Origin of the sequence: Paenibacillus suaedae (genome assembly GCF_032337355.1) — a bacterium.
In the GTDB taxonomy this organism is placed as follows: domain Bacteria; phylum Bacillota; class Bacilli; order Paenibacillales; family Paenibacillaceae; genus Paenibacillus_B; species Paenibacillus_B suaedae.
This window is the reverse complement of the sequence record NZ_JAVYAA010000003.1, coordinates 430,405-442,657: the sequence shown is the minus strand read 5'-3', so window position 1 is coordinate 442,657 and position 12,253 is coordinate 430,405. Positions and strand designations below refer to the sequence as shown.

The 12,253-nt window shown below is 45.6% G+C and carries 11 protein-coding genes; 4 read left to right on the top strand and 7 right to left on the bottom strand.

All coding sequences use genetic code 11. The annotated features are described in order from the left end of the window. Window positions 1–5: 5 nt before the first annotated feature. Window positions 6–869: an RNA polymerase sigma factor SigJ gene (gene sigJ / locus RQP50_RS15305; RefSeq protein WP_315745924.1), complete on the bottom strand. Its 864-nt coding sequence runs from the start codon at window positions 867–869 to the stop codon at window positions 6–8. Between the two features lie 35 nt (window positions 870–904). Beyond that, on the bottom strand, window positions 905–2,083 hold the full coding sequence (locus tag RQP50_RS15300; RefSeq protein ID WP_315745923.1) for an NAD(P)/FAD-dependent oxidoreductase: 1,179 nt from the start codon (window positions 2,081–2,083) through the stop codon (window positions 905–907). A 172-nt stretch (window positions 2,084–2,255) separates the two neighbouring features. Between RQP50_RS15300 and RQP50_RS15295 the strand changes: the two genes are divergently transcribed. After that, complete coding sequence (locus RQP50_RS15295) at window positions 2,256–2,552, top strand: phosphatidylinositol kinase (RefSeq protein ID WP_072729582.1); 297 nt, start codon at window positions 2,256–2,258, stop codon at window positions 2,550–2,552. An 86-nt stretch (window positions 2,553–2,638) separates the two neighbouring features. Here the strand turns inward: RQP50_RS15295 and RQP50_RS15290 are convergent, their stop codons facing one another. After that, the gene (locus tag RQP50_RS15290) at window positions 2,639–4,099 is read right to left on the bottom strand and encodes an oligosaccharide flippase family protein (protein WP_315745922.1); all 1,461 of its coding nucleotides are present in this window, start codon (window positions 4,097–4,099) and stop codon (window positions 2,639–2,641) included. A 92-nt stretch (window positions 4,100–4,191) separates the two neighbouring features. Beyond that, entirely contained in the window at window positions 4,192–5,331 is a 1,140-nt protein-coding gene (locus RQP50_RS15285) for an amidase domain-containing protein (protein WP_315745921.1), read from the bottom strand. Window positions 5,332–5,545: 214 nt separating this feature from the next. Between RQP50_RS15285 and RQP50_RS15280 the strand changes: the two genes are divergently transcribed. Further along, complete coding sequence (locus RQP50_RS15280; protein ID WP_394358400.1) at window positions 5,546–6,352, top strand: divergent polysaccharide deacetylase family protein; 807 nt, start codon at window positions 5,546–5,548, stop codon at window positions 6,350–6,352. A 92-nt stretch (window positions 6,353–6,444) separates the two neighbouring features. On the opposite strand, the gene RQP50_RS15275 is transcribed toward RQP50_RS15280, so the two are convergent. Together RQP50_RS15275 and RQP50_RS15270 are read right to left on the bottom strand one after the other, a co-directional pair. After that, the gene (locus RQP50_RS15275; RefSeq protein WP_315745920.1) at window positions 6,445–7,098 is read right to left on the bottom strand and encodes a FusB/FusC family EF-G-binding protein; all 654 of its coding nucleotides are present in this window, start codon (window positions 7,096–7,098) and stop codon (window positions 6,445–6,447) included. A gap of 270 nt (window positions 7,099–7,368) precedes the next feature. After that, entirely contained in the window at window positions 7,369–8,457 is a 1,089-nt protein-coding gene (locus RQP50_RS15270) for a DUF3626 domain-containing protein (protein ID WP_315745919.1), read from the bottom strand. A gap of 71 nt (window positions 8,458–8,528) precedes the next feature. On the opposite strand from RQP50_RS15270, the gene RQP50_RS29335 reads away from it, so the two are divergent. Next, window positions 8,529–9,191: a YkoP family protein gene (locus RQP50_RS29335; RefSeq protein ID WP_394358399.1), complete on the top strand. Its 663-nt coding sequence runs from the start codon at window positions 8,529–8,531 to the stop codon at window positions 9,189–9,191. A gap of 221 nt (window positions 9,192–9,412) precedes the next feature. Next, window positions 9,413–9,802, top strand: a complete 390-nt coding sequence (locus RQP50_RS15260) for an amidohydrolase family protein (protein ID WP_315745918.1) — start codon at window positions 9,413–9,415, stop codon at window positions 9,800–9,802. A 195-nt stretch (window positions 9,803–9,997) separates the two neighbouring features. Here RQP50_RS15260 and RQP50_RS15255 read toward each other — a convergent pair whose 3' ends face one another. Next, window positions 9,998–12,193, bottom strand: coding sequence for a penicillin-binding transpeptidase domain-containing protein (locus tag RQP50_RS15255; protein ID WP_315745917.1), 2,196 nt, complete (start codon window positions 12,191–12,193; stop codon window positions 9,998–10,000). Window positions 12,194–12,253: the final 60 nt, after the last annotated feature.

The window sequence follows — 12,253 nt, the reverse complement described above, 5'->3', positions numbered from 1 at the left end:
CACTATTAGAGTCGTACAAGCTTATCTGGGTTGCGTACGAAATAGATATTGCGAATGGCAGCCCCCTCCGAATGAAGCAGGATAACGGTGTCGGGTCGTCCATCGGTATGGACGATCACTCCCGCTTGCCCATTAATAGAGGTAATTTCATAATGCAACAGGTTCTCTTGTTGGACAGTCTTCTTCATAAGTCCGATGAGGAATTGTGCGACTCGTTCTGGCGTTGTAATTGGATGTGCAGCAGCCGACACCTTGCCGCCTCCATCAGACAGAACAACGATATCTTCATGCAGCATAGAAACGACGGCATCCACGCTATTCGACCTCAGTGCTTGTAATAAACGCATTACCCATTCCTCACTAGCCAGCTCATGAGGGATAGGCTCCTCCTCCGAAATTCCCATCTTATTGCGGGCTCGGCTTAACAACTTGCGGCAATTCACCTCATTTTTATTCACAATTTGTGCAATTGCGGGATAGTCGAACCCGAGCGCTTCACGCAAGATGAAGATCGTGCGTTCCACAGGCGCTAATCGTTCAAGCAGCACAAGCATCGCGTAGGATAGCAAATCAGAACGTACAATTGAACTCATCGGATCCTCGTAGGTTGTCGCAACAGGCTCTGGCAGCCAAGTACCGAAATATTGCTCTCGTCGGCGCTGAGCCGATTTTAGCAAATCATAGCACTGATTCGTAACCATTTTGCACAAATATGCCTTCGGTTGTTCAAGCTCATTTCCGTTCAACTTATGGATTTTGACGAATACCTCTTGCACGACATCTTCTGCGTCAACAGTTGAACCAGTCAACTGATAGGCAAGTGTGAACAGCAGTGCTTTATATTGATGATAAAGTTCTGTCGTATCCATATTGTCCTTCTCCCTTGTAATCACAATTGATGCCATTATTTTATCAAACTAGCAGAATCCCAGGTGAACTTTCGTATCTTCCATCCGAGCTTGCCTGTCAATACAAAATCTATTCCCCATTGTCGGCACCACACCAATCCACGTTCTGGACCTAGGCCAATACAAAATAACTCCATATAAGACTGGTGTAATGGTGCAGGACGATGGGCAATGTCTGCTGCTATGATTTTGGCTAGCCGATTTGCTTGTGGAATAGCTTCCTTGCATGTCATACGATCTGGACTACCATTCTTCGGATCAACGATATGCGCACAATCACCGATACTATATACACCTGGGAAACCAGGAACTCGATAGCTTGCATCTACGATGACTTTCCCATCATCAGTTACGGGTAAACCCAAGGTGCGAAGGACTGGATTAGGCTGAAGGCCCAGTGTCCAAATACATACGCCAACTGGCAGCGGTTCGCGGCCAACAAAGTGCAGCTTTCCATCCCTCACATGACTTGCTCGACTGTGGTGAATTACAGCAACACCTAACTCGTTCAGTGCAGCTTCCAACTTGGCAGCTACCTTCAAGGGGCCTTCGGTGAATAACCGCTCCTGCGCATTTATTAAAGAAACTCGAACGTCACTCGCAGCTAATCCGAGCTCAATAGCCTCCATCCGCATTGCGTAAGCTAATTCGGCAGAAGTCTCAATGCCACTAATTCCTGCTCCTACTACAGCAACCGACATGAGACGCTTGCGTTCGAGCTGATCTTGTTTTCCTGCCGCCTTCTGCATATTGCTTCGCCATTGCTGTTGGATCTGCAATGCTGCATGTTCATGGGTAAGCGCAATTCCTCCTTGTTCTTCAGCCGGTTTACGAATAGTACTCCCAAGAGCAACAATGAGAAAGTCATATGAGATACGATGTAATTGGCCATCCCGGCCTTTGTATAGTACTTGCTTGTTGGCTCCTATGGAAGTAACACTCCCTTGAATGAATGTAACTCTGCTCGGTAATACATCCGACCATGGAACCGTAATGGCCGAGTCTGTGGCAGCAGGCTTAAACAGGAGTACTTTACGCAAATGATGTGCTTGCTGGTCAATAAGAAAAATATGAAGGGAGGAGTCTTTCATGCCCTTCATACTACTTGACATCGCGTGTGCAGCATTCAATCCGGCGTAGCCGCCTCCAATAATGATGCATGTCTGTTCTCTCATGTGCTTCTCTCCTTAAAATCGATTTGCACATAGAACGACATAGCACAGCTGTTTGTGACAGAAGAGAATGGAATTGTATTGTTTCTATTGAAATTGGGCTATAGCCGTGAGCAATATGGGGATTCGCGGATAGACTGATGCTGAGATGACTGATATTTACAAGGAGGCACTTATGGATCCTAATTACTATCATCAAGTGAGTTGGAATTGTGTAAACAATTATGTAGGTATTCGTACCAAAGACAATATGTATCATGATGGGTTTATCTCCCATGTCGATCAAGATGGGTTAACACTTGCCATTCCAAGTGATCAAATGATGACGCAAATGAGCGGCATGCCAACACAACCTTCCGTTTACAGACAATTTGGGTTTCAGCCTGGTTTTTTCCCTAGACGCCGCTTTTTCCCTCGCCGAATCCCATTTGGGTTCATTGATGACTTATTTTTACTCCCATTCTTTCTGTAGTCCTGATGAGAACGAAATCAAGCCCCTGTGTAAATTTCTAACATGATATGGAACACTCCCCTAACTCGCTTTCATTCAGTAAATTTCTACTTGCTGTATCTTATAGCGATAAGGAAAGCTGCGCTTATCCAATAGAAAAGTGCACTTAGAACAATCAATGTTAGTTGCCCTTCCTTAATAAAGGGCGATATGAGTACAAACATGATACAAGAAAACAATATGAGATCCCATCCTACCCACTTAATTGTGAATAAGGTTACGTTAGCATTCCGAAGCGCATGCAAATTCCACAGAACGGCTACCGTTTCCATAAGAAGAATTCCAATCGCGGCGCCTCTGTACCCAAAACCTGGAATTGCAACAATAACGAATTGAAGCAAGACGGATAGGCCGATTCCCAGTGCAAGTCCCGTTAATGGAATCCGTTTGCGATCTTGGGCCCACAGAATACTCGTGGTAAGTTCACGCAACCCAACAATAAGAGGGATTGCAGATAGGTATCGAATAGGCTCTGCTGCAGCTTCCACGCCGAATAGGAGTATTGCCGCTTCCTTCGCATACAGAAAAATAAAAAGTCCGCTAATGATTCCCCATGTCCAGACAAATCGGAGAATTCGTTCGATATCGCGCCCGCTCTCCATGCCTGCTTCGTGCTTCGCTGCTATCTTCATCGTTACCGTATAAGAGACAGAGGCCGTTATCATCGTCGGCATATAGACGATGACAGCAGCCATTCCTGTAATAATGCCATACATCGCGATTGAATCTGGTATAGAATACCCTGCAGCCTGTAGTCTGTTTGGAATAAGGATGGAGTCAATGAAGTCTGAAAGTGGTACAAGCATTCGCGTGCAACCGATTACGAAGGAGGATCTTAGAAAAAGGCCTAACCCTTCTTTGCTCAATGGGGAATATGTGATCATTATCGCTGCACGCCGTGTGGAAGATGCATATATCGTCAAAAACAAAAACGCAGCAATAGCTGCAATCGTCGTGCCATACAACCCGTAGCCTATGGCTCGACCTACTCCTTGAGCCGCGTACAGGCTTACGAAGGTAATCAGTATCGTAATCCGCACTGCTTGCTCCGTTAATTCGGACAAGGAAATCGCTTCGTAGCTGCGGATTCCCTGCATATAACCGCGTGCTAATTGGAGTAGTGGTACAGCGATTAATGCCGGAGCTAGGGCTCGCAGCGCCCATGCAAGTTCAACATCTCCAATTAGCACAGCAATGTTGTTCGCATAGTATTGTGTCCAAAATGCGAGCCCCATCCCAATCAATGCAGTATAAACGGATAAAAGCTGGAATACCCTCCAACCTCGATCAGTCTGCTTCGCTGTGAATAAGGCGAGCGTAGTAGGCAACCCTCCGGAAATAACCATCAAGGCCATGCCAAAGAAGGAATAGGCAATCTGGTATAACCCAATGCCTTCTGCACCGAGCATTCTTGTTATGGCTACTCTGCCTGCAAGGCCTATTCCTTTACCAATGACGAGAACTGCACTTCGAAGTGCAGTTTGCTTTACGAGTGATGACAACAACATTCGTTCACCTTCCGACCACTCCTTCTTGTCCTCATCATTGTATGATCGGAGTGGACGAGGTATGTGCCGAAGTGCTGACCAGTTCTGCCAAGCTAATCACGAATATGGATGAGCCAGTACATCGTATATTTATCCCAGCCTAGATCAAAAGGCACTCGGTAACGATCGGCAGTGTGTGAATTCACGAGTGGGTAACCTTGAGCATCAAAGCCAACTACAATCGAAAAATGATCGATATCGCCATTAAGCTCGTACCCAATCAGGTCTCCCGCCTTAAGACCAGCCCAAGCGCCGTTTGGATGCTGATTGCTGGTCTGGACAATTGTAGTGTAGGTTCCTTTTTTGATGACTTTGCCGTACCCGCTATATATGAGGAAGTTTTTGAAAGCATCGGTCTGTACCCATGCTTTACTGCCTCCTGAGCGATAGTGATGCCATCCACCCTTCATGCGCAATCCGCCGCCTTCTTGATCGCCAATACATTGGGAAGCAAAATTCGTACAATCCCCTCCTTGCCCGGTATAATCCCGATATCTGGGGTTGTAGCGATGATTGTTACCAGCCCCCCAAGCTATTCCTGCGTATTTATTCGCATAATCAATAGCCTTATCACGGTTGTAGCGAGTTGAAGTTGAATGTAGACCCGATGCTTGGTTTGTCTTGTCATTAACCCGATTAGACGCTGAATTGCGCGGTAACTCGGTTAATTTCGGGATTAGATCAGGATTCTCTTCCAGTGGATCTAAGTACCATTCTCGCAGTACCTTCCACGATCCATTCTTCCTTATCAGGGTAAGGGCATGCCGCGTACCTATCCCGAAGTGCTCGACTTGACTTGACGGTTGATTGTACGTATATCCGAGACGCAATGAATCTACAGCGGAGACAAATACCTGATCATTACGTTTTTTCGCCCGAATTACTCTTGGGCTGCTAGCAGCATCCGCCAATTGAAGTTGCCTATGCTTCACCCACGTTTGTACATATTGTGCACGCATCTGTTCATGCTTCATCGCCCTCATGCTTGATGCGCGTTCAGGCATATAAAAATCGCGGAGCAGCCCATCTTCCTGACGAAGTAAATATTTGGCTCGATTCGCAAATAATTGCTGAATAAATGTTGTAAGCTCATTATCTACTGTTTGCTGTTCTGCGGAGAATGCGTATTGCGGTATGGAGGATACAGCAATACAAACGATAACGAATATAGGGATAACAAACCATCTATACATGTTAACGACAAACACCTCCCTCTTTTTCCTTTTGTCACTTCGACCACATAAACTTCGCACCCTGCTCGTGAAATACATAATTACAGCACCCTTTTACTATGCCCTGCATCGAATAACTGATTCTGCTAAAAAATATTAAGCATGGTTTGTACGTTTTCGATGAACAATGATAAGCAAGGATATCATTGAAGCAAGCAAGAAAGCAGGTGCTGATGTGAAAGATGTAAATAAACGCTTGTCATGCCGGATTGCCCTTAGCCTTATAGTGGCATTCCTTAGCTTGCCGTTATTCCCTGTTGACGTACAATCCTTATCCGATCGGCAGCACGGAGAAAAAACGGCAATGATCATTATTGATGATTTCGGGAATAACGCCAAGGGTACTACAGAGATTATGGAGCTGCCCTATAAAGTAACTGTTGCTGTTATGCCCTTCATGCCAAGTACAGAAAAAGACGCGAAGCGTGCGCATGCTGCAGGTCATGATGTTATCGTTCATATGCCGATGGAAGCATTGTCAGGCAAGAAACATTGGCTTGGGCCTGGAGCAATAACAACGGATCTGAGTGATGCAGAAATTCAGAAACGGGTACATGCAGCTATCGATAATGTCCCCCACGCCATAGGCATGAACAATCATATGGGTTCTAAGGCTACAGTTGATGAGCGTGTTATGCGAAATGTGTTGAAAGTGTGCAAAGAACGTGGGCTTTTCTTCGTAGACAGCCATACTAATTTTCGCAGCATTGTTGGCAAGATCGCAAGCGAGGTGCAGGTTCCCAGCCTAGAGAATCACATCTTCCTAGATGATGTACATACGAAGGCGGCTGTTCATAAGCAGTTCATGCTAATGCGCGAGCATTTCCGCCGTCATGATGTATGTATTGCAATTGGGCATGTCGGCGCTGGCGGGAGAATTACAGCAGAGGTTCTTAAAGATCAGATGGTCAAAATGAACCAAGAAAATATCCAGTTCAAAAAAGTAGCCTCTGTATTAAAGAGTAATGCACCGCGGAAATAACAAGTGTGTTAACCCAAGAATAGGGCATCCAACATGAGAATAGAAGAAGAGGATATCCGAATGGACATCCTCTTCTTCTTTATCTCGTAAACTTAACCAATAATGCTGCGAATAAACATTTCCAACGCTGTCGTATCCGTAATGTTCTGATTGCAGGTATGGCTGTTCATGCACATATAATTCCCAATGGCCTTGTAATAATCAGGCGTAGCATTCGCTGGTTTGGTTTTCGTTTCCGCTGTAAATAAGGCAACTTCTTCCTGTCGATTGCATAGGAAGCACGTACCCTTCTTCTTTGCTTGGGTGAATTTCCCCTCAATACCGACAAGTCGTCCGTCTAACTGATGGATCAGATACATGCGATTCGTTCCAATGTCCGTCCATCCAAGATACGTCGTATGGCGGAGATCCAGTCCCTCCATATTCGGAAGCTTCAGCTTCTTACTCTTCGGATAGAGCTTCTTCAGCTGCTTGTCAGTTACCTGTTCGAACTCAATCAGGTAAGGTTCAAGAGAAAGCAGAAATTGAGAGAATTCTTCCGTTTTGTCGAGTGTCGTAATCCGCTCAAGCAGACGAAGCTGCTGCTCTTCTGCACTCTGGAACGCCTCTGTAATCTTGGTGAACGCGCTGTATCGTACTGTATCAACAATCTTGTGATCCGCTACTGTCTGACAAGTATGTTGAAGCAAAGTCGCTTGCTTTTTAATCAAATTATATTGGTGGTTTCTAATAAATGGTGTTGTCATGCTTTACAGCTCCTTATTTTGAATAGTTGAAGAAATAAGGTGCAAAGCCCATTATTAGAAACGATATAAGCGTACTTGGGCGACAATCATTCTTCGTATTGTCCAGCCCCATGCAAAGTATCGCCCCTAAATCAGGCTTTGCATGAGTCGTTGCTGATTCTGGCAAAGTTTTTTGCCATCCCTTGCCACCTCCCCTGTTACTTAATAGTATAAAGAAAACCGATAGTTGTTGCAACTCATCTCTTTCCGTCGAGCAAAAAACAGGTAGCGCTACAGCATGGGCTCCCCATATCTCACAAGTACATGCCACAGCAATTTCAACTCCTGAAGTACTTCCTTATCGCTGCCACGATCCATCCATTTAGTCGGGTCGCTCCTTAATTCCATGACAGCATCGCCTATCACGCTGGCATCTACCCTGCCATCATTAGCAATGCGCATTGCTAATGATGGCATTGCCGATCCTCTAAAGCCACTAGGCACCTCATGTGCCAACAACGAGAATCCCCTATGCCAGTAAAGCGCAATTGCATACTTACGGCATATTTCCTCCAGTGTCCTGCCGATGTGGGTATGTATGAAGGAGGGATCAGCGACTAGTATATCAACGTCATCCTGTAGTGAAAGGTCGCCATGAATCTGCGCTTCAATATATTCATCCAGATTGCGACTCGGTTCTCTGCAGGAAGGATTGGGAAATGAACATGCCAGCCTGCATCGTAAATGATTAATTAGTTTGCTTGGACTAAGATTTTTGTCCCCAATGGCACAGTTATTGCGATATGCATCTGTTAAGAGAGCCGCCAATATATCATCAAGCTCGTCATAGGTTCCCATTTCCAACGGATCTAGATGGGAATCCATATATGTGAAGGTACACCGCGTTGATACTTTGGGTGACAAGAGGAAATAACACGAGCCAAATCGAGGAGCGGGCCCGTCAGAATGAAGCATAAGGTTAAGCGCCCCATATTTGGGACGCTCGCTATTGCTCGTGCCTTCGAGCTGATAGGCACCGCCAAACAACTTTTTCTCCCAAAGATCGCGTTCACCTCCAGGATAAGCAGATACACTTCCATTGGATAGAAGCGTTTCAAATTGGCTTTTGTACAATCCTTGTTCCAAAAGAGCTTCAGCAACACTTTTCATGTTTAGGTCAGGTCTGTCCGGGTGGAAGTGTAGGGCAACTCTAGCATATGACTTTATCATTCGTACAGCTTGGTCATATTCGGATTGTGAAATGGCGGAACCTTGTAATATGCCCGCTATCGTATGCTGTGCGTTCATTTTTCGGCCTCTCGCATAGGTAGTCACAAAATGCAGCGCGGCTCGCTGCGAATTCGATAATTTTGCAGCCATTCGCTCCCTCCTTATTAAGTTCCATATCATCATCTCACAATACTAATTAATCCTATTACCTGGCACATGATATGCATCAAGTAAAGTCCTATATTCGCTGCAACTTCAACCTGTGGATAAAATCCTTTTGTTTAATCCAAATTATCATTAATTACGTTAAGGGGAAATTAGACCATATGAAACTAAAAATGCTGATATTATTCGTATGGAGTATGTTAGATCCGATATATTTTTCGTTAACGCGACTGACCTTTCCTGAGCAATCACGTTCGAATATCTTCAGGGTAAGATTACTCCGGTATCGAGGCAAGACAATCATACTGTCTGACGGGACACGCATCGAACATAGCGATCTATTGGTAAAAATACATCTTCATAATGTTCGTTTACTTACGGAAATTTTTTATATGGAGAATGGTGTAAAGAAGGGGCGAATTATTTATCGCACAGTAGAGCAGTCCTTGCCTGGGGTGTGTCGGCATATTCAAGCCCATCCAAAATTCCGTGAAATTAAGGCCATTATCGGTATTACGATGCTGCATCGAGGATGCACGCATTTGGGATTCGATATCGTACAGATCCATAATCCGTTATATCGTGCTTTTAAATGGATCGGCCAAATGCCTATTCATTTTTTGTCCGTATCCAATCCACTTAAGACCTGTACAAAGCAAAATCCTAGATTTTTACTGATGTCTACAGACTTGTTAATGGATAAATACGGAAGTGTGTGACAATAAAGAAAGGGAGAGTTTTGGGAATTTATTTTATTTTGGAGACGGGATAACATAATATGATGAAATGTCATATGACATTTCGTCACTATGCCGGATGACAAATGAACGAGTATATTCACCTTGAGCCATCTGTTAGGTGTGCTACACATTGGAGTAAAGGGTGATGGCACAAAGATAAAAGAGGGGCTGCTATCCATCAGGAGCTGGAACAGAACAATTTGCAATTAGTTCGTAAAATGAATGAAGCTGGGGTACCGATTATGGCTGGCACTGATTCTACTTACTTGATGCCAAATCTATATTATGGCTTTAGCCTGCATGAAGAACTTCAACTGCTAGTCAAAGCGGGACTAAATCCGCTGCAAGCCCTTCAGGCTGCCACGATTAATCCGGCTCGCTATTTGGAAAATGAGGATAAGCAGGGCACGGTAGAGGTAGGAAAGCTAGCCGATCTCGTCCTGCTAGACGCGAATCCGCTCGCAGATATCCGCAACACAACCCAAATCCATGCGGTCATCATGAATGGGCATCTAATCGATCGGACAGAGATTCTCAAAAAGCTAAAAACATACCCGATTATTAAGGAGTTCTCTCGCAAGCAGAAGTAAACTGTGGTAAGAGATACGTGTCACGTACAACTATCGCTATGTTCAACTCGAAGAGCCTGAACCTTCAAGGATTCAGGCTCTTCGAGTTGTTTCTTGTGGATTCATTACCCAAACCAATTTACACTTTTACATGATTTAATCCCAGAGCGTTTGTTCCTGGATCCCAGAACACGGTGGCGTGATTCCGTTTTCACATCATCCTCCCGGATACTTCGGTTCCAGCTTCACATGAAGGACGTGCACGCCGTTTTCACTGCTTTCCTTCTGTTCAACTACATATCCTTCGCCATCGACGCGTACCTTCCATCCGAGAAGCGAAGTAATTTCCATCACTTCACGCAGCGATTTGTCCTTAAAGTCCGGAAGTAGCAGCTTCTCAGGGTCATCCGTAAGCAAATATATGCGCTGTCTGACAGCCATCGGATCACCCGGCTTTGGATATTGGCGTTTCACTGTATCTCCTGGGCCAATCGTATCGAATACCATACCTTGTTCTGCAAGCTGCTGCTTGGCATCGCGCACCTTCATGTTTTGCATATCGGGTGCCGGTACGGTCGGCCGCGAGCCGAGCTTGTTACCACTAGACTTCGGATTCGACTGCAAAGAGGAGGGTACCCCCATGTAACGCAAGGATTGGGATACAATATCCTTAAACATATAAGGAGCGACGAAACCGCCGCCTTGGTAAAAATCTTTCGGATCATCGACCACGACGAGCAGAACGATCCGCGGATCTTCTACGGGTGCGAAGCCGATAAACGATACGACCGCGCGGTCTTGATTATAACCCCCGTTAATAACCTTGATTGCGGTACCTGTCTTGCCTGCGACGCGATATTCTTCGATATAGGCATGTCTACCTGTACCGATCTCTTGATCGGCAACCACCTGCTCTAAATATTCACTTACTTGTTTGGCTACATTTTGATCGATAACCTCGCGCACGATTTCCGGCTTGCGCTCCGACACCTCACCGCTAACGGTATCTTCGATTTTACGAATAAGATGCGGCTTCATTAGATTACCGCCATTCGCCACTGCCGATACGGCCATAACCTGCTGGATCGGCGTCACCAGCACCTGCCCGTGGCCGTATGAAGCAGCGGCCACATCTGCCGCATATTCAAAGCGAATCAGTCCGCTGTTCTCACCAAGCATTTCAATCTCAGTCTTCTTGCCGAAGCCGAATTTCTCGATGTACGATTTCAATTTCTCTTCCTTCAATTTCTCGTAGCCTAGCTTGACGAATGCCACGTTGCTGGATCGCTTCAAACCCTCTAAATAAGTGATCGTTCCCCATGTCTGATTCACGTCGCCAATGGGTACTCCGCCGGCTATGATTTTGCCAGACACGAACTTTTCATCCGGATTGAAGATGCCCTCCTGTACGGCTGCCGACAGCGTCACGATTTTGAACGTCGACCCAGGCTCATAACGCGATTGGACTGCATGGTTATAAAAAGCGGATAGGTCCTTGGCTTTCCAATATGAATTCGGATCAAAATCCGGCATATTGGCCAGTCCCAGGATGTCGCCCGTTTTCGGATCGGCCGCGATGACTGTCATGCTTTTGGGCGTATATTTGTTATACACCTCGCGCATCGAATTCACGATATATTGCTGGATCGTGCTATCTATCGTCAAGTAGATGTTGCTGCCGTCCCGGGAAGGCTGAAATACTTCCGATGCTGTGGGAAGCTTATTTCCTAACCGATCCTTCTCATATTGTAGGAAACCGACAGTGCCTCGAAGCTGTTCATCGTACATTTTCTCAATCCCGCCGATGGGATTGTTCTGCTTATCCATATATCCAAGAACGTGTGAGGCCAGCGCATTCTTCGCATAGAACCGCTTGATCTCGGGCAGCAGGTAAAGTCCGACGTCACGCAATCTCGTCATATCTTTTAATTCCTCGATAAATTCGCGCAATTTCTTGGCTGTTTCGTCGTCCAACTTCCATCCTTCATTGCGCACCTCGACCTGAGGATAATATTCGTCTTTGCCGTCCTTTGTTCTCCTTTTTCGTGTAAGCTCAAAGAGTTCATTCTCAGGCTTTTTCAGTACGGCATGCAACTTGTCTACGATGATGCGCTCCATATCAATCCGTTTCTCGATCAGATCGCCCTTCTTGCGGAGCTCCTGAATCACCTTGGGGCTTATCGCTACGGTATAAGTACGGGCATCCATGGCCAATACGTCGCCATTCTGATCATAGATCGTTCCCCTGATAGGAGTCAGCTCCTTCCTCACGGACCACGAATCTCTCGCTTGCTCCATCCAGAACGATTGATTGATAACCTGATACCAGAACAGCCGAACGAAAAAGACCCCGAAAAAGATTGTAAAGATGGCTCCAATCAATAATGTGCGCAACTTTATTCGCTTGATCACCTTATCCCTCTTTCTAAAGGTAATTGCCATGATTATATAAACGTGGTACGTTTGCGAGTT